At 71.3% G+C, this 23,883-nt stretch carries 24 protein-coding genes; 10 read left to right on the forward strand and 14 right to left on the reverse strand.

Features of this window, described 5'->3' with window-relative positions:
• Positions 1-70 precede the first annotated feature (70 nt).
• A complete protein-coding gene (locus KUM39_RS20865; protein WP_217787257.1) occupies positions 71-619 on the reverse strand; it encodes an isochorismatase family protein in 549 nt (182 codons plus the stop codon).
• An 83-nt stretch (positions 620-702) separates the two neighbouring features.
• On the opposite strand from KUM39_RS20865, the gene KUM39_RS20870 reads away from it, so the two are divergent.
• On the forward strand, positions 703-1,266 hold the full coding sequence (locus KUM39_RS20870; RefSeq protein WP_217787258.1) for a GNAT family N-acetyltransferase: 564 nt from the start codon (positions 703-705) through the stop codon (positions 1,264-1,266).
• A gap of 15 nt (positions 1,267-1,281) precedes the next feature.
• Here the strand turns inward: KUM39_RS20870 and KUM39_RS20875 are convergent, their stop codons facing one another.
• The 7 genes from KUM39_RS20875 to KUM39_RS20905 all read right to left on the reverse strand — a co-directional run bounded on the left by KUM39_RS20875 (position 1,282) and on the right by KUM39_RS20905 (position 10,044).
• A complete protein-coding gene (locus tag KUM39_RS20875) occupies positions 1,282-2,808 on the reverse strand; it encodes a P-loop NTPase family protein (protein ID WP_217787259.1) in 1,527 nt (508 codons plus the stop codon).
• A gap of 11 nt (positions 2,809-2,819) precedes the next feature.
• The gene (locus KUM39_RS20880; RefSeq protein ID WP_217787260.1) at positions 2,820-4,229 is read right to left on the reverse strand and encodes an ATP-binding protein; all 1,410 of its coding nucleotides are present in this window, start codon (positions 4,227-4,229) and stop codon (positions 2,820-2,822) included.
• 14 nt (positions 4,230-4,243) lie between these two features.
• Positions 4,244-5,803: an SCO6880 family protein gene (locus KUM39_RS20885; protein WP_217787261.1), complete on the reverse strand. Its 1,560-nt coding sequence runs from the start codon at positions 5,801-5,803 to the stop codon at positions 4,244-4,246.
• Positions 5,800-7,113, reverse strand: coding sequence for a hypothetical protein (locus KUM39_RS20890; RefSeq protein ID WP_217787262.1), 1,314 nt, complete (start codon positions 7,111-7,113; stop codon positions 5,800-5,802). Before KUM39_RS20890 ends, KUM39_RS20885 begins: the two co-directional genes overlap by 4 nt.
• Entirely contained in the window at positions 7,103-7,912 is an 810-nt protein-coding gene (locus tag KUM39_RS20895) for a DUF8175 domain-containg protein (RefSeq protein ID WP_217787263.1), read from the reverse strand. Before KUM39_RS20895 ends, KUM39_RS20890 begins: the two co-directional genes overlap by 11 nt.
• A 154-nt stretch (positions 7,913-8,066) precedes the next feature.
• The gene (locus tag KUM39_RS20900) at positions 8,067-8,375 is read right to left on the reverse strand and encodes a DUF8827 family protein (RefSeq protein WP_037622434.1); all 309 of its coding nucleotides are present in this window, start codon (positions 8,373-8,375) and stop codon (positions 8,067-8,069) included.
• A 352-nt stretch (positions 8,376-8,727) separates the two neighbouring features.
• On the reverse strand, positions 8,728-10,044 hold the full coding sequence (locus KUM39_RS20905) for a S53 family peptidase (RefSeq protein WP_217787264.1): 1,317 nt from the start codon (positions 10,042-10,044) through the stop codon (positions 8,728-8,730).
• A 526-nt stretch (positions 10,045-10,570) separates the two neighbouring features.
• On the opposite strand from KUM39_RS20905, the gene KUM39_RS20910 reads away from it, so the two are divergent.
• From KUM39_RS20910 to KUM39_RS20920, 3 genes are all read left to right on the forward strand, one after another.
• Positions 10,571-11,341 (forward strand): trypsin-like serine peptidase, encoded by a 771-nt coding sequence (locus tag KUM39_RS20910; RefSeq protein ID WP_217787265.1) that lies wholly within the window; start codon positions 10,571-10,573, stop codon positions 11,339-11,341.
• 147 nt (positions 11,342-11,488) lie between these two features.
• Positions 11,489-12,496, forward strand: coding sequence for a C40 family peptidase (locus KUM39_RS20915; RefSeq protein WP_246620495.1), 1,008 nt, complete (start codon positions 11,489-11,491; stop codon positions 12,494-12,496).
• Positions 12,497-12,738: 242 nt separating this feature from the next.
• Positions 12,739-13,434, forward strand: a complete 696-nt coding sequence (locus KUM39_RS20920) for a phosphatase PAP2 family protein (protein ID WP_217787266.1) — start codon at positions 12,739-12,741, stop codon at positions 13,432-13,434.
• An 86-nt stretch (positions 13,435-13,520) separates the two neighbouring features.
• Here KUM39_RS20920 and KUM39_RS20925 read toward each other — a convergent pair whose 3' ends face one another.
• Positions 13,521-15,095 (reverse strand): FAD-binding oxidoreductase, encoded by a 1,575-nt coding sequence (locus tag KUM39_RS20925; RefSeq protein ID WP_217787267.1) that lies wholly within the window; start codon positions 15,093-15,095, stop codon positions 13,521-13,523.
• Between the two features lie 338 nt (positions 15,096-15,433).
• On the opposite strand from KUM39_RS20925, the gene pstS reads away from it, so the two are divergent.
• From pstS to pstB, 4 genes are all read left to right on the forward strand, one after another.
• Positions 15,434-16,570: a phosphate ABC transporter substrate-binding protein PstS gene (gene pstS, locus KUM39_RS20930; protein ID WP_217787268.1), complete on the forward strand. Its 1,137-nt coding sequence runs from the start codon at positions 15,434-15,436 to the stop codon at positions 16,568-16,570.
• A gap of 150 nt (positions 16,571-16,720) precedes the next feature.
• Positions 16,721-17,728: a phosphate ABC transporter permease subunit PstC gene (gene pstC, locus KUM39_RS20935; RefSeq protein ID WP_217787269.1), complete on the forward strand. Its 1,008-nt coding sequence runs from the start codon at positions 16,721-16,723 to the stop codon at positions 17,726-17,728.
• Positions 17,725-18,786, forward strand: a complete 1,062-nt coding sequence (gene pstA, locus KUM39_RS20940; protein ID WP_217787270.1) for a phosphate ABC transporter permease PstA — start codon at positions 17,725-17,727, stop codon at positions 18,784-18,786. Before pstC ends, pstA begins: the two co-directional genes overlap by 4 nt.
• 47 nt (positions 18,787-18,833) lie before the next feature.
• Entirely contained in the window at positions 18,834-19,610 is a 777-nt protein-coding gene (gene pstB / locus KUM39_RS20945; RefSeq protein WP_217787271.1) for a phosphate ABC transporter ATP-binding protein PstB, read from the forward strand.
• A 140-nt stretch (positions 19,611-19,750) separates the two neighbouring features.
• Here pstB and KUM39_RS20950 read toward each other — a convergent pair whose 3' ends face one another.
• Together KUM39_RS20950 and KUM39_RS20955 are read right to left on the reverse strand one after the other, a co-directional pair.
• Positions 19,751-20,749 carry an inorganic phosphate transporter gene (locus KUM39_RS20950; RefSeq protein ID WP_217787272.1) on the reverse strand — a complete coding sequence of 333 codons (999 nt, stop codon included), beginning with the start codon at positions 20,747-20,749 and terminating at the stop codon, positions 19,751-19,753.
• A 7-nt stretch (positions 20,750-20,756) separates the two neighbouring features.
• Positions 20,757-21,377, reverse strand: a complete 621-nt coding sequence (locus tag KUM39_RS20955) for a DUF47 domain-containing protein (RefSeq protein WP_217787273.1) — start codon at positions 21,375-21,377, stop codon at positions 20,757-20,759.
• 206 nt (positions 21,378-21,583) lie between these two features.
• Here KUM39_RS20955 and KUM39_RS20960 point away from each other — a divergent pair, with 206 nt between their 5' ends.
• Positions 21,584-21,889: a metal-sensitive transcriptional regulator gene (locus KUM39_RS20960; RefSeq protein ID WP_217787274.1), complete on the forward strand. Its 306-nt coding sequence runs from the start codon at positions 21,584-21,586 to the stop codon at positions 21,887-21,889.
• A gap of 21 nt (positions 21,890-21,910) precedes the next feature.
• Here the strand turns inward: KUM39_RS20960 and KUM39_RS20965 are convergent, their stop codons facing one another.
• Both KUM39_RS20965 and KUM39_RS20970 read right to left on the reverse strand, forming a co-directional pair.
• On the reverse strand, positions 21,911-22,105 hold the full coding sequence (locus tag KUM39_RS20965) for a hypothetical protein (protein ID WP_217787275.1): 195 nt from the start codon (positions 22,103-22,105) through the stop codon (positions 21,911-21,913).
• 90 nt (positions 22,106-22,195) lie between these two features.
• Positions 22,196-23,113, reverse strand: a complete 918-nt coding sequence (locus tag KUM39_RS20970) for an SCO4651 family lipoprotein (protein WP_246620496.1) — start codon at positions 23,111-23,113, stop codon at positions 22,196-22,198.
• Between the two features lie 150 nt (positions 23,114-23,263).
• On the opposite strand from KUM39_RS20970, the gene KUM39_RS20975 reads away from it, so the two are divergent.
• On the forward strand, positions 23,264-23,431 hold the full coding sequence (locus KUM39_RS20975; protein ID WP_217787276.1) for a hypothetical protein: 168 nt from the start codon (positions 23,264-23,266) through the stop codon (positions 23,429-23,431).
• A 1-nt stretch (position 23,432) separates the two neighbouring features.
• Here the strand turns inward: KUM39_RS20975 and KUM39_RS20980 are convergent, their stop codons facing one another.
• A complete protein-coding gene (locus KUM39_RS20980) occupies positions 23,433-23,873 on the reverse strand; it encodes an NUDIX hydrolase (protein ID WP_217787277.1) in 441 nt (146 codons plus the stop codon).
• Positions 23,874-23,883: the final 10 nt, after the last annotated feature.

The raw sequence follows: 23,883 nt of genomic DNA on the forward strand, positions 1-23,883 counted from the left end.
AAGCCCCTGTATCTTCGGATACAGGGGCTTTCCGCATTTCCGGACCTTTTTCCTGCTGCCGTGAAAAGGCTCAGAAAGCGATATCCGCTGTTTCCACGGTGCCGTTCTCGCGGCCGGGGGCGGTGTGCCACGTCCAGTACAGATTGGTGTGGGCGATGACCTGGTCCGCCGGTGGGGCGCCGTACTTGGTGAGGTCTTCCGTGGTGTGGGCGTCCGCGACCAGGGTCGTGTCGTAGCCCCGGACGACCGCGCCGTGCAGGGTGGCGCGGATGCAGACGTCCGTCGAGGCACCGGTGATGAGGAGGCGGCCCACGCGCCGTTCGGCCAGGGCGGATTCCAGGTCGGTGTCCTCGAAGGAGTCCGGGTACTTCTTGTGCACCAGGTGCTCGTCCTCGGCGCGGACCAGCTCCGGGACGTAGGCCCACGGTTCGCTGCCGCGGGGGAGGTCCGTGTCGGAGTGCTGGACCCAGAGGACGGGCACGTCGGCCGCGCGGGCCTTGCCGATCACAGTGTTGATGTTCTGGACGACGTCGTCGCGGCGGTGGGCGGCGGCCACGACACCGTTCTGCATGTCGATGACGAGGACCGCGGTGTTCGGCCGGTCGGTGAGAGTGGTCATGGCACCACGGTAGGACCGGGCACTGACAGTGGCCCGCCGGTATTTCGGATGAGGGGGCGCGGGGCGGCGGTTAGCGTGACCGTATGACTTCGCAGACCGAGGGCTCCGGTTACCTCGTACGTGCTGTACGTCCCCACGAGTGGGCGGCCGTGAAGGCGTTGCGGCTGGACGCGCTGCGCGATCCTGTGGCGCCGCTGGCTTTTCTGGACACCTATGAGGAGGCCGTGGCCAGGCCCGACTCCTTCTGGCAGGACCGCGCTGTCGGGTCGGGTGAGGGGTCGGAGCGGGCGCGGCAGTTCGTCGCCGAGGCTCCGGACGGGACCTGGGCGGGGACGGTGACCGTGCTCCGGGAGGAGCCGGGGACCGAGGACTGGTCCGGGGCGGCCGTGGAGCGGCGGCAGGGGCATGTGGTCGGGGTGTTCGTGCGGCCCGGGCACCGGGGGAACGGGCTGATCGGGGCCCTGTTCGATGCGGGGGTCGAGTGGGCCTGGGAGTGGGGGGCCGAGCGGATGCGGCTGTTCGTGCACGCCGACAACGGGCGGGCCCAGGGCGCCTACCGCAGGCTCGGGTTCGCGCCGAGCGGACTCGTCGTGTCGTTCGCCAAGGACGAGACGGAGAACGAGCTGGAGTTCGTGCGGGAGCGCTGAGCGGAAGGCCTCAGCTCAAAGCGGGAGTTCCTGGTCGGGCCAGCGGGTGCGGGCCTGTTCGCGGGAGCGGAGCAGGGCGAGGGTGGGCAGGCCCTGGTCGTCGCCGGAGGCGAGCAGCTCGGGGAGCCGGGGGAGTGGGGCGACTGCGGCCACGTCGTCCAGGACGAGGGTGAGTGGTGGGTCGAGCCGACCGGAGGATGACCGTTCGGCCATGCGCCGGCCGTGCTCGACCACGCTTGCTGCCAGGGCCGTCAGCAGGGGCATGGCACCCGGCTGGGTCCTGGGGTCCTCGATGGATTCGCCTACCACGTAGAGCGTGCCCACCTCGTGGACGAAGGAATCCAGGGCGAGTGCGTCGGTTCGGTTCGGCGCGCACGCCTCGCGGACGTGGACCGTGAAGAGGGCGGAGAGCGCGCGGCCGGTCAACTCCTGGGCGATGTCCCGGCGTTCGGGGTGCGCGGTGAGCGCGGCTTCCAGTTCGCCCGCGGCGCCGGGGGCCGCCTTGGGGTGGGTGCGCAGGGTGCGGACCGCGTCCTGGATCTGGGTGCCCTGGGACCAGCGGTGGACGTGCCGGACCGTACGGGACTCCAGGGCGGCGGCGTGCAGATAGCTGCGCAGCAGGGTCGTCGCGGTGTCCGCGACCGCCTGGTCGATCCTCGCCGTCGGGCGCACCGGGGCCAGCAGTGCTTCCGCTCTGGCCAGTGCCGTCCGCTTGTCCTCGCAGCCCGCTGTGGGGGACCAGTGCAGGCGGGCCGGGGTGTCGCAGCGGTGCGTGGGGTCGTAGAGGAGGACCGGGCCGAGTTTGGCGCGGGCGTCCTTGGTCTCCGTCCACAGCGCCGGGTCGGAGGTCACCACCAGGGCGGCTCCGGGGGCTTCCTGGAGGGCCTGGGCGGCGATCGGGCGGCGGGCGTCCCTGGGGGCGACGACGAGGCGTTCGCGGGTCACCAGGGGGGCGGCGAGGGGGGCTGCCGGGGTGGGGAGCGGGAGTACGGGGGTGGGGGGCGTCGGGGGTTCGGGGAGCGGGGCTGCCTCCACAGGCTGTGGAGGGAGCGGTGGCTCCGGTGCGGGCGGGGCCGCGGGGGGCTGCTCCGCGCGTTGCACCGGGACCTCGTGATGCGGCTCCGGGGCAGGGGTCGTAGCGGCGGTGTGGTCGGCGCGGCGGCGGGTCCGGCCCGCGCGCCATCTGGCCAGCGTGCCCATCACGAACAGGGCGAGCACGAACAGGATCATCAGCTGGCCGATGAACAGGCCCCAGAACAGGCCCCAGCCGGAGAGGGCGCCGGGCGGGGCCGCCGACCAGGCGCCCGCGAGGTCGTGCGGGGCGCCGATGAGGTGGCGCATGGCGAGCGGGGTGTGGGTGAGATCGACGCCGTCCGGCCAGGCGCCGTGCGCGAACACGGCGGCGAGACCGGTCGCCGTCCACACCAGGGCGGTCATGCCGAGCAGGAACGCGATCAGGCCGAGGAGAAGGCCGTCCGGGACGCCGCCGCCCTGGCTGCCCTGGCCCTCCCGCCGGTTGTCGCGGCGGTCGTCCGGTCTCACCCGCGTACTCCCTACGCCACCGTCGATTCGTCGCCCAGATGCTGTTCCACGAAGGCCGCCGCGCGCTGTTCGGCCTCCAGCTCGGCCGCGCGCAGGGCGTCGTCGGCCAGCCGGTCGCTGGCGGACTCCGTCATGGCGCGGTCGGTGAAGACCAGCGGGCGTTCGGTCTCGGTGATCAGGTGTTTGACCACCTGGACGTTGCCGTTGACGTCCCACACGGCGATGCCGGGGGTGAGGGACGGGATGATCTCGACCGCCCAGCGGGGCAGGCCGATGACCTGGCCGGTGGCTCTGGCCTCGTCCGCCTTCTGGGCGTAGATCGTCCGGGTGGACGCCATCTTCAGGATGGCCGCCGCCTCCTTGGCCGCCGCTCCGTCCACCACGTCGGAGAGGTGGTGGACGACGGCGACGAAGGACAGGCCGAGACGGCGGCCGAACTTCAGCAGCCGCTGGAACAGCTGGGCGACGAACGGGCTGTTGATGATGTGCCAGGCCTCTTCGACCAGGAAGATGCGCTTCTTGCGGTCGGGCCTGATCCAGGTGTGCTCCAGCCACACGCCGACGATCGCCATCAGGATGGGCATGGCGATGGAGTTGCGGTCGATGTGCGACAGGTCGAAGACGATGAGCGGCGCGTCCAGGTCGATGCCGACGGTGGTCGGGCCGTCGAACATGCCGCGCAGGTCGCCGTCCACCAGCCGGTCGAGCACCAGGGCGACGTCCAGGCCCCAGGCCCGTACGTCGTCTATGGCCACGTTCATCGCCTCGGCGGACTCCGGCTCGGGGTGGCGGAGCTGCTCGACGATGTCGGTGAGGACCGGCTGCCGGTCGAGGATGGTCTCGTTGACGTAGGAGTGGGCGACCTTGAGGGCGAAGCCAGAGCGTTCGTCCAGGCCGTGGCCGAGGGCGACCTCGATGATGGTGCGGAGCAGCGCGAGCTGCCCGGTCGTCGTGATCGCCGGGTCGAGCGGGTTCAGCCGGATGCCGTGGTTGAGCGCGGCGGTCGGGTCGAGCCGGATGGGGGTTATCCCCAGCTCCTCCGCGATGAGGTTCCACTCGCCGACGCCGTCCTCGCCCTGGGCGTCCAGGACGACGACCTGGCGGTCCTTGAAGCGGAGCTGGCGCAGGACGTACGTCTTCTCCAGCGCGGACTTGCCGTTGCCGGACTCGCCGAGCACCAGCCAGTGCGGGGCGGGGAGTTGCTGGCCGTAGAGCTGGAAGGGGTCGTAGATGTAGCCCTTCCCGGAGTAGACCTCGCGGCCGATGATGACGCCGGAGTCGCCGAGGCCGGGGGCGGCCGTGGGGAGGTAGACGGCCTGGGCCTGGCCGGTGGAGGTGCGCACCGGCAGGCGGGTCGTCTCGACCTTGCCGAAGAGGAAGGACGTGAAGGCGTCCGTCAGGACGGACAGCGGGTCACGCATCAGCGCATCAGCCCCTACCGTCGGATGCCGGTGGCGAAGGGAAGGGTGTTCACGAAGGCCCGGTGGTGCTCGCGGTCGCACCATTCGAGCTTCAGGTACGACTTTCCGGCGGAGGCCCTTATGGTCCGCTTGTCGCGGTTGAGGGCCTCGGGGGAGCGGGAGGAGACCGTGATCCAGCCGACCAGGTTGACCCCGGCCGCGCCGCTGGCGAGGTCCTCGCCGCGCTGGTCGAGCCGGTTGTGGGCGGCGATGTCGCGGGGGTCCACGGTGCGGTTCATCTTGGCGGCGCGGGAGGCGTCGGCGACGTCGTTGGTCTTCTCGGTCAGCATGCGTTCGATGGCGACCTCGGTGGGTTCGAGGTCCATCGTGACGGCGACGGTGCGGATGACGTCCGGGGTGTGGACGAGCAGCGGGGCGAGGAAGTTGACGCCGACCGGGGTCATCGGCCATTCCTTGACCCAGGCGGTGGCGTGGCACCAGGGGGCGCGGGTGGCGGACTCGCGGGTCTTGGCCTGGAGGTGGTCGGGCTGGGTGGCGTCGAGTTCGGCCGGCCAGGCGTTGCGCTTGGTCATCGCCTGGATGTGGTCGATGGGGTGGTCCGGGTCGTACATGGAGTGGATCAGGGAGGCCAGGCGGCCCTGGCCGAGCGGCTGGCGGACCCGGATGTCGGCTTCCTGGAGGCGGGAGCAGATGTCGGTGACCTCGCGGGCCATGACGATGGCGAGCCCGGCGTCCCGGTCGAGCCGTCGGCCCGCCTGGGGGCGGGCGGCGCGGGCCATCGCGTTGGCCTCGGCGGCGAGTTCGCGGTTGAACTGCATACAGGCGACGAGATACGCGCGGTGCTGCTCGCTGCTGGTGGAGACCATCGACTGGAGCTGGTCGTAGGAGGCGGCCAGCCACTCGGGGGCGCGGTCGTCGCCGCGCTGGAAGACGTCCTTGGCGTGCGCGTCGGGGTCGGCGGGCAGGGTGCGGGCGAGCATCTGGAGCCGGGTGACGAAGCCGTCGCCGTTGGCCACGTGCTTGAGCAGGGTGCCGAAGCGGTCCACCAGGGCTTCCTGGTCCTCGGAGTCGCGCAGGCCGACGCCGGGGCCCTCGATCTCGACGGCCGCGGTGACGGTCTTGCGGTCGGCGTGCAGCAGGACGGCGATCTCGTCGGGGCCGAAGGGCGCGGAGAGCCAGTTGATGCGGTGGATGCCGGGGGGCGGGCCGATCTCGACCTCGCGGCCGTCGAGGCCGGTCCCGGCCTCCATGACGGAGGAGCGGTAGGCGGCACCGCGTTTGACGGTCCGTTTGTAGGAGCGGTTGATCTCGAACCACTTGTAGAAGGTGCGGCGCTTATACGGCACGTAGACCGCGGCGAGCGCGAGCATCGGGAACCCGGCGAGCAGGGCGATGCGCAGGGGCAGCGCCGGGACCAGGAGGCCGCACATCATGCCGAGGAACGCGCCGAGCACGATGAGCGCGATCTCGCCCGATTCGCGGTTGCGTCCGACGATCGCGTTCGGCCGGGCGCGGCCGATCAGATACGTACGGCGGGGCGTGACCGGATGGGACAGGTGGGACTCGGTCGTCAACGCCCTTCACCTCCTGAGCGGTTGTTGCGGGTGTTGCCTGCGTGCGGGGTGTTGACCGGGCTGGCGGCGCGCGGGGCGGGGGCGGCGGAGCCCTGGGAGGTGCGTCCGCTGTGGGCGGCGACGCCGCCGGAGACGGGGTTGGCGGGGCGGGGGGTGGAGCCGCCGCCTCCGCCGCCGGTGGCGCCGTTGCTGTCGGCGCGGGTGCTGTGGGTCTTGATGCCCTGGGCGACGAGGGTCGCGGGGGAGCTCATGACGGCGGCGGCCTTGCCTTCGGCGCCCTGCATGATGCGGTTGTTGCGGGAACCGGCGAGTTCGTCGCCGAAGCCGGGGACGAAGCGGTAGATCATCGCGCTGGCGAAGATGGCGAGCAGGATGATGGCGAGGCCGGAGACGACGGCGGAGAAGGAGTCCGGGCCGCTGCCGCCGGAGAGGGCGCCGGCGAGACCGAGGACGATCACGATGACCGGTTTGACCATGATGACGGCGATCATGATTCCGGCCCAGCGGCGGACGTGGCCCCAGAGGTTCTTGTCCACGAGACCGGCGTAGACGACGGTGCCGAGGAGGGCGCCGACGTAGAGCAGGGCGGCGCGGATGACGAGCTCCAGCCAGAGGACTCCGGCGGCGAGGATGCTGACGAGGGAGACGACGATCAGCATGATGGGGCCGCCGCCGATGTCGTCGCCCTTCTTCAGGGCGCCGGAGAAGGTGCCGAAGAAGGTGTCCGCCTGGTCGCCGGTGGCTTTGGCGAGGACGTCGGTGACGCCGTCGGCCGCGCTGACGACGGTGTAGAGGATGAGGGGGGTGAAGGCGGAGGCGAGGACGGTGAGCCAGAGGAAGCCGACGGCTTCGGAGATGGCGGTGGTGAGGGGGACGCCTCGGACGGCTCGTTTGGCGACGGCCAGGAGCCAGAGGACGAGGGTGAGGATGGTGGAGGCGGCGAAGACGACGGCGTACTGCTGGAGGAACTTCGTGTTCGTGAAGTCCACGTTCGCCGTTTCCTTCACGGCGGTGCTGAGTTTGCCGATGGTCCAGGCGGCGGCTTCCGCGCAGCCCTTGGCCAGGGAGGAGAGGGGGTCGAGGGTGGAACTCAGGGGGTTGTCGGTGACCCCTCCTCCACCGCCGCCCGTGCCCTTGTTCAGGTCGCAGCGTTCCCTGGCCGCGCCGGTGAGCAGCGCGCAGTCGATGTTCGACGTGGGCGTCGGCGTGGGGCTGGGCGCGGCGAAGGCTCGCGTGGCGGTGAGGACCGCCGCCGTCTGAACGGCGGTCACCGCTCCGGCGAGGCTCAGGACACGGCGCTTACCGGGCATAGGTGAACCCTCCGTACTCCTCGACGGCCTTCGACATGTCGCCCGAACTGGAGGCCCTGTCGTCGCCTGGCAGGGGGGACGGCCCCGCCTTCTGCGAGTTCGTGACGATCTTCCAGTCCCCCGCGGTCCACGCCAGCCGCATGGTGATGGTGAACCAGTTGTTGGTGACCGGGCTGGTGGACTTCTCGCCCGCGATGCCGAGCAGGCCGCTGCACCAGACCTCCGCCGTGACGCTGTCGTCCGTGTATCCGGTGGTCTTCGTGCCGATCGGCGTCGTCCGTGAGACGAACGTCGAGCCGCTCGGCGCGTTTCCGGCGGCGTCGATGCCGAGGCTCTGGTTGAAGGCGGGGGTGTACGCCTTGTCCATCGCGGCCTCCGCACCGGTGACCCGGTCCGGGCTCATGACGGACTGGAGGATGAAGTCCCGGCGGGCCTTGTTGAACATCTCCGCCGACCCCAGTGCCACCGCGTAGTTCGCCGCCGCGCTTTCCGCGCCCTGTTGGGTGTGGGGGAAGCCGGAGGGGATGGTGCCGGTTGTGGTGGTGACGGGTTTGGTGCCGGTGGGGGCGGTCGGGGCGGATCTGGGGAGGTTGTTCTTGGCCGAGGGGGGAGTGGTGCCGCGGGTGCGGTCGGTGCGGTTGGCGAAGGCGATGGCGGCGATGAGGAGGACGACGACGCCGACGACGGTGATGAGGCTGCGGGAGGAGGAGCGGGCGGGGCGGCGGGGGGCGCCGCCGTAGGGGTCGGTGCCGGGGAGCCGGGTGCGGGTCTGGCCGCCGTGCTCGTCTGGGGGAGTCATGCCGCGGGCGCCCCTTCCACCTCGTGGAGGTACGACGGTAGCCGTGCTGGTTCCCGCGTGGGTGCGGTGGGGTGACTCGACATCAGGGAAACGCGACCTCTGCCGGTGGGCACGACGGGTGGGTGAGGGGGAGGGGCTGCGCGCGGACGGTGCGTCAGACCGCCATGCCGTACACGATGGTGAACAGCGTGCCGAGCGAGCCGATGATGAACACCCCGGTCAGCCCGGCGATGATCAGGCCCTTGCCCTGTTCCGCGCTGAAGGTGTCGCGCAGGGCGGTGGCGCCGATCCGCTGTTTGGCCGCACCCCAGATCGCGATGCCGAGGCAGAGCAGGATGGCCACGGCCATGACCACCTCGACCATCACCTTGGCCTCGTTGCCCAGGCTGCCGAAGGGCCCCCAGTCCGGAGCGATCCCGCCGATGATGGTGTTGATGTCTCCTTTGTCGGCCGCAAAGAGCATGTAAGTCACCGCCCCTGATGGGTAGTTGCGCACGACCTCGCCGGTCTGCAGAGGTCAGTTCTCATTGTCGCCGACAACGCCGCTGTCGTATGTCGCCTTGGCGCCATTGACCGGTGGGTTTCGTACGAATAGCTGGCTCGGTGACTCTGTGTATCACGACAGGTCACGCCGGGCAACGATGACTGAGCGGAACCTGTGGTGTGGTTCCGTCGTTATCACTTTTCGCCCCGCTCGCCCGCTGCGTAGGGTTTCTGACGGCTGGTCGGGTGAGGCGTCGAGTCGATGTTCTCACGCGGGGACGGGGAAGGGGCCCCGGCGGCGGACGCCGGGGCCCCTTCGGGAGGTGCGGTGGTCAGCCGGTGAAGGCCGAGGTGCCCGCGGGGGTGCCGAGGCCGGTCGGGCCGTCGTAGCCGGTACCGGCGGTGCACAGGTAGGTGCCGCCGCAGCTGCCGTTGCTGCCGCTCGTCACGTCGTTGAGCGCGGAGGTGTGGGCGTACGGGAACTGCGCCGGGGTCGAGCCGCTGCTCGGGGTGCCGGCCAGGGCGTAGACACCGGCGATGATCGGCGCGGAGGCGCTGGTGCCGCCGAAGGTGTACCAGCCGGCGGTGACGCCGTAGGAGTCGTAGACGGAGACGCCGGTGGCGGGGTCGGCCACGGCGGAGACGTCGGAGACGGTGCGCTTGGCGCAGCCGGTGTCCTTCTGCCAGGTCGGCTTCGCGTCGTACTTGGAGCAGCCGGAGCCGGTGCCCTCGGTGCTGGAGGTGTTCCAGACGCTCTCGCTCCAGCCGCGGCTGGACGAGGAGGACTTCAGCGCGGTGCCGCCGACGGAGGTGACGTACTTGGAGGCGGCCGGGTACTCGGCGCCGTAGCCCTCGTCACCGGCGGAGACGGTGATGGCCACGCCGGGGTGGTTGTAGTACGAGGTGTCGTACGAGGTGTCCGAGGAGGACTCGGCGCCGCCGTAGCTGTTGGAGACGAACTTGGCGCCCAGCTTCACGGCCTCGTTGACGGCCGTGCCGAGGTTGGCGGTGGTCGGCGAGGTGGCCTCGACGAGCAGGATGTTGCACTTGGGGCAGACGGCGGAGGCCATGTCCAGGTCGAGGGACTCCTCCTGCGCCCAGCCGCTGTCGCCCTTGGGCAGCGAGGTGGTGGAGCCGGTCTGGCCGACCTTCTTGAAGCAGCCGCCCGCCGTGGTGCAGGCCGGGAGGCCGTAGTTCGAGCGGTACTTGGCGAGGTCGGCCTCGGCGTTGGGGTCGTCGTAGGCGTCCACGATGGCTATCGTTTCGCCCGCGCCCTTGGCGGACGCGGCCGAGGCCAGGCCGTACGCCGACTGGAGGTCGGAGGGGCCGTAGCCGGTGGGACCGGCGGCGGCGGACTTCGGGGTGACCTTCGCGGTGGCGCCGGAGCGCTGGGCGCGGGCCTTCTCGAAGGCGGTGACGCCACCGGTGACGCGGTAGGAGTTGCAGGCCAGTTCGCCCTTGTGCTTGGGGGTGGCACAGGGGGTCGCGGACCACGTCACCTTGCTGGAGCCGGACTTGGCCGGGGTGGCCGCCTCGGCGTGCGCGGCGGTCGCCAGACCGGCGGCGAGCAGGGCGGTGACGGCGACGGCGGCCGAACCGGCGCGGCGTCTGGCGGAGGTGCGGGGAGTGTTCTGGGCGGGCGTGGGCAAGGTACAGCCTCCCGGAATGGTGGCCCGAGGCCACGGGGGGTGTGGGGGACCACCGGTGGAGCCGGTGGGGGCGGCGGCCCGCGACGACACTCGCTTGTTGAGTACGTGACAACAAGAGGTTCCCGGATTCCTGACCTGCGAATTACCGAAGAGTGGACGGGGGTTACTGATCGCTGGCGGGTGCATGGGGTGGCTCTGGCCGAACCTTTACTCGGGGTAACGGTGGGTGATCGGCGGGCGTCCGGCGGGTCACGTGGGGGCGGCGTGACGGGGTGGCGGAGGTGGTGTGGTGGGGGTGGTGTGGCGGTGTGCGGGGGTTCGGCGTTCAGTGCCGGGTGCCGGGTGCCGGGTGCCGGGTGCCGGGTGCCGGGTGCCGGGTGCGGGGTGGTCTTGCGTCCCGGCCGTGCTCCTCGGCCCGGTTGCCCCCCAGCCCCTCGCCCCGCCCCTTGACCCGCCCCCCGTTTCACGGGAAAAACTCAGAGAAGTCGAGAGGGCTTTTCACTTTCGCCGGACACAGTGGGGCCCGATGAAGCGCATTCCCCGCCCCCGCCCGGCCGCGCGGCCGGCGCTGGCGTGTGCCGTGCTCATGCTCGCGGTGACGTCGGCGTCCGTCGCGTCGGCCGCCGACACGAGCGGCCCCCTCGGGGTCACCGGCCGTGCCGCGCCGACTCCCGCGAGCGCGCGGGTGGGCGCGCTGTTCGACGCCGGACGCGCCCACAGCCTGAAGGGCGGCCACTTCTGCACCGCCTCCGTGGTGCACAGTCCGCGTGCCGACCTGATCGTCACCGCCGCGCACTGTGTGGGGGAGGGGAGCGGGGGCCTCCTCTTCGTACCCGGCTACCACGACGGGAAGGCGCCGTACGGGGTGTGGACGGTGGGGCGGCGGTACGTGTCCGCGCGGTGGACACGCGCCGAGGACGAGGACAGCGACCTCGCGTTCGCGCGGGTGGACCGGCTGAAGGGGCGGCGGATCGAGGACGTGGTCGGCGCGAACCGGTTCGCCACGGGGACGGCGACCGGGGCCACCGCCGTGACCGTCACCGGTTACCCCGACACCCGCGAGAGCGCCATCCGGTGCACCAACCGGCCCAGCGAGCACAGCGACACCCAGCAGCGCATCGACTGTCCCTCCTTCACGTCGGGCACCAGCGGCAGCCCCTGGGTGAACGGCGACCACCGGGTGGTCGGGGTGCTGGGCGGGCACGAGAAGGGCGGCTCCACCGCCGACGTCTCCTACAGCGTCGTCCTCGGCGCGGAGGCCGCCGGTCTCTATCGGAAGGCCACCGCCGGTTCCTGACCCGGCGGCAGGGCGCGCGGCTCCCGGAGCGGGGGCGGGGACCGGCCTGTTCCGGCCGGACAGCACCGGGACAGGCCGGTCACCTCCTGCTCCGGGGGTCCCGGCCGTACACTGACGACCGGCGTACTCCCTGGCGGTGAGGGGCGGTTGACGGTGCGTAAGGCGTGGATCGCGGGAGGGGCGGTTCTCGGTGGTCTGCTCGCCTTCGTGATGCTGCTCGTCGTCGGGGTGTATCTGGTCGCCGGGAACCTGCTGAACGGGGTGACCTCCGGCGGCCGGGGGCTCGCCAAGGGCGCCGTACCGGCCGCGTACAAGCCGCTCGTGGAGCGGTGGGGGAACCGGTGCCCCGCGCTCAGCCCGGCGCTGCTCGCCGCGCAGCTCTACCAGGAGAGCGGCTGGAACCCGACGGTCGTCAGCCCCGCCGACGCGCGCGGCATCGCGCAGTTCATCCCCGCCACCTGGGCGTCGCACGGCATCGACGGCAACGGCGACGGCAAGCGCGACATCTGGGACCCGGCCGACGCGATCCCGTCCGCCGCGTCCTACGACTGCGAGCTGGCGAAGTACGTCAAGGACGTGCCGGGGAACGTGACCGACAACATGCTGGCCGCCTACAACGCGGGCGCCTACCGGGTGATCCGGTCCGGCGGGGTGCCCGCGATCAGCGAGACGCGCAACTACGTCAAGCGCATCCGCAGCCTGGCCGAGAGCTTCGCCGCGCCGGTCAGCCGGATCGACCCCTCCCACCAGGCCGCCGCCGCCATCGCCTTCGCGCAGAGCAAGCTCGGCACGCCGTACCTCTGGGGCGGCAACGGCACCGCCGACCAGGGGGGCCGCTTCGACTGCTCGGGGCTGACGAAGGCCGCGTACGAGAAGGTCGGCATCACGCTGCCCCGCGTCGCCAACGACCAGTACAACGCGGGCCCGCATCCCTCGCGGGACCAACTGCTCCCCGGTGATCTGGTGTTCTTCTCCGACGATCTGACCGACTCGCGGGCCATCCGGCACGTGGGGATCTACGTGGGCGGCGGGTACATGATCGACGCGCCCCGCACCGGTGCCGTGATCCGCTTCGACCGGGTGGACACCCCCGACTACTTCGGTGCGACCCGTGTCACCGAGGATGGCGCGAAAGCGCTCCCCACGCGGGTCTGAAGCCCTGCACACCGTGCGTGAAACCACCCCCTGAGCTGGGGTGACGCGTCTCTCTTCGATAACGTCTCAGTGATCGTTCCGTGGAGAGCGGAACCCGGCGGCCCCGGCCGTGCGTTCCTGGTGCAGTAGCCGTGCGGCTGCCCGCGCGTCCGAGCGCGGCGGCAGCGGATCTACGACCCACGGGGGGACGCGGCGGCGCACACCAGGTGCGTCCGGCACGACGACGAAGGAGCCGCAGCGGTATGGCTGTACTCGCCGAATCCGGTTCCGACCCCGACGTCGGCCTGCTCTTCGACATCAACGGGCTCGCCAGGTCGGCGCCCCCCGGTGTGGACCGGGCCGTGGCGTTCGTCGGGGAGTACGGACTGCTGTGCGCGATGGCGCTGCTCGTGCTCGCCTGCTGGTGGTCGCTGCGGCGGCGGGGCGGCACGGACGTCGCCTCCGGCATGGCCGCGCTGGTCTGGGCGCCGGTCGCCGCGGGGCTCGCCTTCCTCGTCAACATCCCGATCCGGGACTTCGTACGGCGGCCCCGGCCCTTCCACGAGTACCAGGGGCTGGACGTGCTGGTGCACGGGCAGCACGGGTTCTCCTTCGTCAGCGATCACGCGACGCTCACGATGGCGGTGGGGGTCGGGTTGTTCGTCGCGCACCGGCGGTTCGGGCTGGTCGGGATCGGGCTCGCGCTGGTGGAGGGGTTCTGCCGGGTGTTCATGGGAGTGCACTATCCGACCGACGTGGTGGGAGGTTTCGCGCTCGGTACGGCGGTGGTCCTGCTGCTGGCGCCGGGCGCGTCCGCCCTGCTCACCCCGTTGGTGCGGGTGGTCGAGCGGTCTCCCCGGATGGGGTGGCTTGTTCGGCGGAGGTCGGCCGGGCGGGGTGGGGCGGTGGTCCCGGGGACGCGGTTGCCTGTGGTCGAGGAGCGTGACCTGGCGGCTTGAGGGGGCCGGGGTACGGGGGTGTTCGTGCGGCGCCCTCGGCTGTCGTTGCTCGCGTGGTTCCCCGCGCCCCCGTATGACCGCCCTGCCTACAACCCCTGCGCGTAGGAGAAGAAGCGGTCCGGGTCGTACCGGTGTTTCACCTGGGTGAGGCGGGGGAGGGCGTCGCCGTAGTAGGCGGTGCGCCAGGTGGTGAGGGTGGGGTCGGTGTAGTTCTGGTAGGCGGCGCCGGAGGCGTGGGGGCGCAGGGCGGTGTGGGTGGCGGTGAGCCAGGACCGGGCGGTGGAGCCGGAGGTGCCCGCGGTCCAAGAGGCGAGGTACTGGGCGAGCACGCGCGAGCGGCGGTGGACGAAGGCGGTCGCGGTGGGGGAGACCCGGTTGACCGCGCCGCCCAGCGCGGTGAGCGCGATGCTGCCCCCGCCGCCCCGGACGTCGCTGATCTGCCGCAGCAGGGTCCGGATGCCCGCCGGGGACAGTGAGCGGTCGAAGAAGTCGGAGCGGGCGGAGTAGGTCTCGCGGCCGAGCGTTCCGTGCGGGTTCCGGTTCGGGGTGGAGCCGGGCAGGTGGCACTGGGCACCGGCCGGGAACGACGAGCAGCCCGCGTAGATCTCCATCGCCTCCTCGTAGCCGTGGCCGCGCAGCGAGACCGAGCGGGCGTCCGCACCGGCGCCGTGCGCGAGGCGGTCCACGGCGTTCTGGAGTTCGCCGTGGGTGCCGAGGGAGAAGCAGGCGACGGAGATGCCCGGGGTGCCGCCGGGGGTGTTCTCCAGGTGCAGGGAGGACCAGATCTCGTCCGGCTGGTCCGGGCCCCACTGCTGCCAGGCGGCGAGCACCGCGGCGGCCTTCGCCCACGGCCAGGTCAGACGGGCGGTGACCGCCCGAGGCGCCGGGTGGGTCCGGAACCGCAGCTCGGTGACGACACCGAAGTTGCCGTTGCCCGCGCCGCGCAGCGCCCAGAAGAGATCGGGGTGGGTGGTGGCGTCGCAGCCGACCTGGGTGCCGTCGGCGGTGATCACGGTGGCGCCGGTGAGGCTGTCGCAGGTCAGGCCGTAGGCGCGGGAGGCGACGCCGTGGCCGCCGCCGAGGACCAGGCCGGAGACGCCGACCGTGGGGCAGGAGCCCGCCGGGATCGTCGCGCCCTGGGCGGCCAGTCCCCGGTAGACGTCGATCAGTTTGGCGCCCGCGCCGACGACCGCCTGTCCGCCGCTGACCCGTACGCGGTTCAGCCGGGAGACGTCCAGGACCAGGCGGCCGTCGCCGGAGGAGTAACCGGCGTAGGAGTGGCCGCCGTTGCGGAGGGCGACCGGCACGTGGTGGGCGCGGGCGTACGACAGCAGGGTGCGGATGTCGCCGGTGTGCGCGGGGTAGGCCACGGCGGCGGGCCGCAGGGAGTCGAAGCGGGTGTTGTAGAGCTGCCGGGCGGTGCCCCAGGCGGCGTCGCCGGGGCGGACCAGGGTGCCGTCGAGGTCGTGGGCGAGGGCGGTCCAGTTCGCGGCGGCGGCCCGCGCGGTCGTGGCCGGTGCCGTACCGGTGGCCGCCGCGCTCCCCGCGGAGGCGCCGGGGCCGCCGTCGCCGCCGGAGTCGCCGGTGCCCGGGGTGCAGCCCGCGACCGCCGCGCCCGCCACCACGGCCGCGCCGCCGGACAGGAAGGTCCGCCGTTCCATGCCGCCCCCTTGTGTGCCGTAGGTCCCGCGTCACACGAGACGGGGTTCGGCGGACGGCGGTTCCGCGCGCGGGCCGGGGTGGCCGGAAAGGTGCCGCGGGGGTGCGGATCGAGGGGGGTTCTCGGAATCTCCACGTGTTCCCGCCGTGAGCATTCCGTGACCTCACCGGGCCGACGGCAGGGGTTCACCCGTCGTTCACTTCCGGCCATCGACTGCTTCACCTGTTCTGCCTAATTTCGGCCGTACCGGGTGCGGAACGCGCAATCAGCGCAGAGTCCGCATCCACACGACCTCGCACGCCGCCCCTCGCGGCGGCTCCTGGAAGGAAACCCCGGAAAGTGAACCTTCAGCGCAAGAACCGGATGCGCGTCCTCTCGCTCGGTGCGGTCGCCTTCTCCGGCGTCCTCGCTCTGACGGCGTGCGGCTCGGACGACACGGGCGCCGGTGCGGGCACGGGTGGCAAGGCGTCCGCCTCCGCCCCGGCCAAGGGCTCGATCAAGTGTGACGGCGCCAAGGGCCAGATCCTGTCCGACGGCTCCTCCGCGCAGAAGAACGCGATCGACGCCTGGGTGAAGAACTTCTCCCAGGCCTGTGGCGTGCAGATCAACTACAAGGCCGGTGGCTCCGGCGCCGGTGTCACCGCCTTCACCCAGGGTCAGATCCCGTGGGCCGGTTCCGACTCGCCGCTGAAGCCCGAAGAGGTCGAGGCCTCCAAGAAGGTCTGCAACGGCGGCCAGGGCATCGACCTCCCGATGGTCGGCGGCCCCATCGCCATCGGTTACAACGTGGCCGGTGTGGACAACCTCGTCCTCGACGCCCCGACCCTGGCGAAGATCTTCGACGGCAAGATCACCAACTGGAACGACCCGGCGATCAAGGCGCTCAACAAGGACGCCAAGCTCCCCGACCTGAAGATCCAGGCGTTCCACCGCTCGGACGACTCCGGCACCACGGACAACTTCACCAAGTACCTGATCGCCACCACGCCGAAGAACTGGAACTACTCCGGCGGCAAGACCTGGCAGGCCAAGGGCGGCCAGTCCGCCGCGCAGTCCTCCGGTGTGGCCCAGCAGGTCAAGCAGACCAACGGCGCCATCGGCTACTTCGAGCTGTCCTACGTCGGTGACGGCGTCAAGGCCGTCAGCATCGACACCGGTGCCGCCCAGCCGGTCGCCCCGAGCACCGACAGCGCCACCAAGGCCATCGCCGACGCCACCGTCGCCGGTACCGGCAGCGACCTGGCGCTGAAGCTGAACTACAACACCAAGGCGGACGGGGCGTACCCGATCACCCTGGTCACGTACGAGATCACCTGCGACAAGGGCAACAAGGCCGACACCCTGCCCGCCGTCAAGGCGTTCCTGACCTACATGGCGTCCGAGGACGGCCAGAAGATCCTGGGCGGCATCGACTACGCGCCGATGCCCGCCGACATCATCAGCAAGGTCCGCAGCACCATCCAGACCATCAGCTGAACCTGATCCGAGAGTGCGGTCCGGTCCCCGCGTCCCACGCGGGCCGGGCCGCACCGTCCGGTGCACCGCCGCCCGGAGCCGTGACCCCGTACCGGGGGCAGCGGCTCCACCGAGCCGCTCACCCCGCGGCTCCGCAGACCGGAGAACCCGATGGACATATCGACCCAGACCACTGAAGCCCCTCCCCCCACCCCACCGCCCTCCGCCACCGAGCGGAAGCGCGACGCCCGCGGTGCCACCCGCGCCGGTGACCGCGTCTTCCTCGGCCTGTCCCGCGGCTCGGGCATCCTGCTGCTGGTGATCATGGCCGCGATCGCGGTCTTCCTCACCTACCGCGCCTCGCTGGCGATCAGCGCGGACCACGGCAACTTCCTGACCACGTTCGAGTGGAACACCAACCTCAACCCGCCGGTGTTCGGCATCGCCGTGCTGGCCTTCGGCACGGTGGTCTCCTCGATCATCGCGATGGCGCTGGCCGTACCAGTCGCCGTCGCCATCGCGCTGTTCCTCACGCACTACGCCCCGCGCAGGCTGAGCGGTCCGATCTCGTACGTCATCGACCTGCTCGCCGCCGTGCCGTCCATCGTGTACGGCCTGTGGGGCGCCCTGATCCTGGTCCCGCACATGACGGGGCTGTACTCCTGGCTGAACGAATACCTCGGCTGGACCGGCATCTTCTCCTGGGACGGCGGCGCGCCCCGCGCGATGCTCACCGTCGGCCTGCTGCTGGCCATCATGATCCTGCCGATCATCACCAACGTCAGCCGCGAGGTGTTCCGCCAGGTCCCGCGCATGCACGAGGAGGCGGCCCTCGCCCTCGGCGCCACGCGCTGGGAGGTGGTCCGGATCTCCGTACTGCCCTTCGGCCGCTCCGGTGTGATCTCCGCGTCGATGCTCGGCCTCGGCCGCGCGCTCGGCGAGACGATGGCCGTCGCCACCGTGCTGTCGCCGACCTTCGACATCCAGGCCAGCCTGCTCAATCCGGGCGGCGGCACCTTCGCCCAGAACATCGCCAGCAAGTTCGGTGAGGCCACCGAGCAGGGCCGGGACGCGCTGATCGCGTCCGGCCTGGTGCTCTTCGTCATCACCCTGCTGGTCAACGGCGCGGCCCGTGCGATCATCGCCCGCCGCAAGGAGTACTCGGGGGCCAACGCATGAGCACCGCAGCCGTCACCGACCGCCGCCCCTCCACCCTGCGCGGCGCCCGGCTTCCCAAGTGGTCCCCGTGGGCCATCGCCGCCGGTTCGGTCCTCGTGGCCGTCGCCATCGGCCTCGCCGCCGGGCTGACCAGCCGCATCCAGTGGGGTCTGATCGCCGCGATCCTGTTCGTGGTCGGCACCTACGTCATCGCGGGCAGGGTCGAGGGCCGCCGTCAGGCCAAGGACCGCATCGCCACCTCGCTGGTCTGGGTCGCCTTCCTGATCGCCCTCGTCCCGCTGATCTCGCTGATCTGGACGACGCTGGCGCGCGGCGTGCACGACTTCAACCTCTACTTCCTGACCCACTCGATGGGCTTCGTCGCCGACAGCGACACCGGTGGCGGCATCTACCACGCCATCATCGGCAGCCTGGAGCAGGTCGGTCTCGCCACGGTGATCGGCGCCCCGGTCGGCGTGCTCACCGCGATCTACCTGGTGGAGTACGGGCGGGGCAGGCTGGCCCGCGCGGTCACCTTCTTCGTGGACGTCATGACGGGCATCCCGTCGATCGTCGCCGGTCTGTTCATCCTCAGCCTGATGCTGATGGCCGACATGCAGCCCTTCGGCTTCGCCGGTTCGCTGGCCCTGGCCATCCTGATGATGCCGGTCGTGGTCCGCTCCACCGAGGAGATGCTGAAGCTCGTGCCCAACGAGCTGCGCGAGGCGTCGCTGGCGCTCGGTGTGCCGAAGTGGCGCACCATCCTCAAGGTGGTCGTGCCGACCTCCATCGGCGGCATCGTCACCGGTGTGATGCTGGCCGTCGCCCGGATCGCGGGCGAGACGGCGCCGATCCTGCTGCTGGTGTGGGGCAACGCCTTCATCAACAACAACCCCTTCAGCGGGGCGCAGCAGGCACTGCCGCTCTACATCTACCAGCAGTACGCCAACAGCTCCGGCTCGCCCGCGGCCTACGACCGCGCCTGGGCCGCTTCGCTCACGCTGATCGCGTTCGTGATGATCCTGAACCTGGCGGCTCGCGGCATCGCCCGCTGGAAGGCCCCGAAGACCGGTCGCTGACGCGGCCACGGCGACCCCCCTCGAAGACTTTCGGAAGTGAAGCAGACATGGCCAAGCGAATCGACGTAAGCGGACTGACCGCCTACTACGGCTCCCACAAGGCGATCGAAGACATCTCGATGACCGTCGAGCCGCGCTCGGTGACGGCGTTCATCGGCCCCTCCGGCTGCGGGAAGTCCACCTTCCTGCGCACCCTCAACCGGATGCACGAGGTGACCCCCGGCGGTCGCGTCGAGGGCAAGGTGCTGCTGGACGACGAGGACCTCTACGGCAGCGGGATCGACCCGGTGTCGGTGCGCCGCGAGGTCGGCATGGTGTTCCAGCGGCCCAACCCGTTCCCCACGATGTCGATCTTCGACAACGTCGCGGCCGGGCTGCGGCTGAACGGCAACTACAAGAAGGCCCAGCTCGGCGAGATCGTCGAGAAGTCCCTCAAGGGCGCCAACCTCTGGAACGAGGTCAAGGACCGGCTGAACAAGCCCGGTTCCGGGCTGTCCGGCGGTCAGCAGCAGCGGCTCTGCATCGCCCGCGCGATCGCCGTCGAGCCGGACGTCCTCCTCATGGACGAGCCGTGCTCCGCGCTCGACCCGATCTCCACGCTCGCCATCGAGGACCTCATCGGTGAGCTGAAGGAACGGTTCACGATCGTCATCGTCACGCACAACATGCAGCAGGCCGCGCGGGTCTCCGACCGCACCGCCTTCTTCAACCTCTCCGCCGTCGGGCAGCCCGGCCGCCTGATCGAGATCGACGACACCGAGCGGATCTTCTCCAACCCCTCCGTCCAGGCCACCGAGGACTACATCTCCGGCCGCTTCGGCTGAGGGTCCCCCCCATACTCCTCGCGGTGTTGCATGGCGGTGCCACCCCGGGGAACAAGGAGGCCCGCCCCTACGGGGGCGGGCCTCTTCGCCGTTCGGTGTCCTCGCGCACCCCCCGCCCGGACGGACGGGGGAAGCGCCCGCTACAGCGCGACCAGTTTCACCACGCCGAAGGCCAGCGCCGCGACCAGGGCCGCCGCCGGCATCGTGATGAACCAGCCCAGGACGATGTTCTTGGCGACCCCCCACCGCACGGCGTTGACCCGCTTGGTGGCGCCGACGCCCATGATGGCGGAGGTGATGACGTGCGTCGTGGAGATGGGCGCCTTGAAGAGATACGCCGTCGTGAACATGATCGACGCGCCCGTGGTCTCGGCGGCGAACCCCTGCGGCGGATCGAGCTCGATGATCTTGCGCCCGAGGGTCCGCATGATCCGCCAGCCACCCGCGTACGTACCCAGCGACAGCATCAGGGCGCAGACGAGCTTCACCCACACCGGAATGGGGTCACCGAACGTCTCGTGGCCGGAGATGACGAGCGCGAGGACGACGACACCCATCGTCTTCTGCGCGTCCTGGAGCCCGTGCCCGAGCGCCATCGCGGCGGCGGAGACGGTCTGGGCGATCCGGAAACCCCGCTTCGCCTTGTGCGGGTTGGACCGCCGGAACAGCCACAGGATCGCGGTCATCACCAGGTAACCGGCGATCAGACCGACCACCGGCGAGAGGAACATCGGGATGACGATCTTGTCGAGCACGCCGTTCCACAGCACGTCCGTGCCGCCGGCCAGCGCCGCGCCCACCATGCCGCCGAACAGCGCGTGCGAGGAGGACGAGGGAAGCCCGAAGTACCAGGTGACGAGGTTCCAGACGATCGCGCCGATCAGCGCGGCGAACAGGATGCCCATCCCGGACGCGCCGTGCGGGGTCTCGATGATCCCCTCACTGACCGTCTTGGCGACCCCGGAACCGAGGAACGCGCCCGCGAGGTTCATCACCGCCGCCATCGCCAGCGCGGCACGCGGGGTCAGCGCCCGGGTGGAGACGGAGGTGGCGATCGCGTTCGCGGAGTCGTGGAAACCGTTGGTGTACGTGAAGAAGAGCGCGACCGCGACGGTCACGATCAGGGCGAAGGTGTCCATGAACGGGTCAGGACTCCTTGACGGCGATGGTCTCCACCGTGTTCGCCACATGCTCGAAGGCGTCCGCCGCTTCCTCCAGGACGTCCACGATCTGCTTCAGCTTCAGCACCTCGATGGCGTCGTACTTGCCGTTGAAGAGGTGGGCGAGCAGCTTGCGGTGGATCTGGTCCGCCTGGTTCTCCAGCCGGTTGACCTCGATCCAGTACTCCGTGAGGTTGGCCATCGTGCGCAGGTTGGGCATCGCCTCGGCCGTCAGCACGGCCGCCCGCGCCAGCACCTCGATCTGCTGCTCGACGCCCTTGGGCAGCTCCTCGACGTTGTAGAGGACGACCAGATCGACGGCCTCCTCCATGAAGTCCATGATGTCGTCCAGGGACCCGGCGAGGGCGTAGATGTCCTCCCGGTCGAACGGCGTGATGAACGAGGAGTTGAGCTGGTGGAAGATCGCGTGGGTGGCGTCGTCACCGGCGTGTTCGGCTGCCCGCATCCGCTCCGCGATCTCGGCTCGGGCGGAGGAGTCCGCCCCGAGCAGTTCCATCAGGAGTTTCGAGCCCGTGACGATGTTGTCCGCGGACGCGGCGAACATGTCGTAGAAGCTCGTCTCCCTGGGGGTCAGACGAAAGCGCACGTGGGGTCCTCGGGGTGCTTCGGTTTCGGTCAGGCTGATGCTAGGCGCAACATCCGGCCACGGCTATCGGGCCGTCGTCCAGTGTCGCCCATCGAACAGTGCGATCAGCACGGGGGCGCACCAAGGCCCCCTTACCCAGGGAAACTCGGTACCATATACCCACCAGGGGTATGTGTTCGCAGCCCGCTTCGAGACGGAGGCCCGCGATGACGACGACCGAGGCCGGCGCCACGCACGGCTACCACCACCAGAAGGACGAGCACCTGAAGCGGCTGCGCCGGATCGAGGGCCAGATCAGGGGCCTCCAGCGCATGGTGGACGAGGACACGTACTGCATCGACGTCCTCACCCAGGTGTCCGCCTCCACCAAGGCGCTCCAGGCGTTCGCGCTGCAACTCCTGGAGGAGCACCTGCGGCACTGCGTCGCGGACGCGGCCCTGCGCGGCGGCGACGAGATCGACACCAAGGTGGACGAGGCGACGAAGGCCATCGCCCGCCTGCTGCGCACCTGACCCGCGCCCGGACCCGAACGCTCAGTCCGCCGTCGGCCCCGGTCCCGCGCCCCGCTCGCGGTCGGCGCACACCCGCAGCACCGCGTCTATGCTCGCCAGGCTCAGCGGCTCCTCGGCCGCCGCGGCGGCGATCATCAGCTCGCCGTACAGCTCTATCTCGGCGAGCGCCACGTGGTCCTGTACTGCCGTACCGCCGAGCGGAGCCACGTGCGTCACCTCTTCCCTGCCGTCACCGGCCTCCAGAGTAGGCAGGGGCGTACGCCCCGCGCATGGCACGGACGGGCTAGTCCCGGCCCGCCGTTCGGATCACGGGGATGGCCTGATCCCGTCGTTCCGGTCCGCGCCCCTCCCGGCCCCCGGCGCCCGGTCCTCCGGCGCCCCGCCGTCCTCCGCGATCCGCCCGTCGTAGATGTCCCCCGACCCCGGCAGCGTGACGTCCACGGGGACGCCGAACCCGTACAGCAGGGTCGTGGACGCGACCGCGACCGGCGTCCGCGCGCGGCCGTTGACGAAGCTGAAGCGCTGGCGGAGCTTGCGCAGCCGTCCCCGGTCGTCGAGGTAGGCGTCGAAGGGGACCTCGGCGGTGGCGAACCCTTTCGCCGCCGCGTCCAGCGACGCCCGCACCTCCGCCGGGGCCCACCGTGCCGCGTCCGACAGGTCCGCCGTGCCCCGGTAGTGCCGCACCGGCGTCCCGCCGACCTCGGTACGGCCCGCGAACACCGCCGTCCGCGTCCCGCGCAGCACCTCGGCGGCGGTGTACGGGTCGGTCGCGCCGCCGGTGACGAGGTTGCCGTCGGCCAGGCCCGAGGTCTCCACCCGCACCCACTTGTCGGCGGGCACCCCGGCGCCCCGGTTCTTCATGAACAGGGCGCCGGGGGAAAGGAGTTCGGTGATGGGCCGATGCTCGGCGGTGCCCGCCGGGTCCTCCGGGAGCAGCACCTTCAGCCGGCCGAGCCGCCGCCGGAAGTCGTAGACGCCCTCGCCCCGGATGGTGACGCGGGTGCCGCCGGTGGCCATCTCCATCGAGGTGCTCGCCCTGGCGCTGCCCGCGTCGCGCAGCGCGGTGGACGCGGCCCGCAGCGCGGTCACCGGGTCGGCCGCCGGGCCCCCGGCCGGTTCGGCCGCGGCGCCCTCGCCGCACCCGCCGGTGGTCAGGCCGAGCCCGACCACGATCCCGACCGCGGCGGCCGTCCTGCCCGCGCGCCTGTGCTGCCGCCGATCCATCGCCTGCCTACCCCCAGCCGGTACGTCCGTCACGGGCCGCCCCCTGTCGTTCCCGTTAACGACGGCCGCGGGGCACCGTCACGCGGCGCCGGGAGCGGGACCGGCGTACGCGCCCGGTACACCGGCCCGGGACCTGGGTACCGTGGGGGCGTGGCGGAGCAGGACGGGCCGGAGGCGGCCGGGCGGGACCATCGGACGACGACGGCGGAGCAGGGGCGGTTCTGCGTGGCCCGCTGCACCTGCGGCTGGCGCGGCCCGGCCCGCCGGGCCCGCAGCCAGGCCAGGACGGACGCGGAGGGCCACGCGGCCGGGGAGTGAACTACCGCTCGGCGGAAGGGCCGAGCAGTTCGTCCACGAGGTCGCGGTCGCGGCGCCGGGTGAGACGGGCGCGGGCCGCGTCCGGGGCGAGCCAGAGGACGCGGTCCACCTCGGCGTTGGGCGTGAAGCGTCCGGTCGCGGCCTCGGCGGCCCAGTAACGCACCTGCTTGGGGCGACCGCCCACGGGATAGCACAGGGTGGACAGCTCCGCGCCGGTGCGGGCCGCGTACCCGGTCTCCTCGGCGACCTCCCGCACGGCGGCGGTCAGCGCGTCCTCACCGCGCTTCAGCTTGCCCTTGGGGTGCGACCAGTCGTCGTACTTGGGGCGGTGGACGAGACAGATCTCCAGGCCGCCGTGGACCGGCGAGCGGCGCCACAGCACGCAGCCCGCCGCCCGGACCGTGCCGCCCGCCGGTGCCGGTTCCGCCGTACGGTCGCTCATCGCCCCCCCG

This window comes from Streptomyces corallincola, assembly GCF_019104725.1.
GTDB lineage: Bacteria > Actinomycetota > Actinomycetes > Streptomycetales > Streptomycetaceae > Streptomyces > Streptomyces corallincola.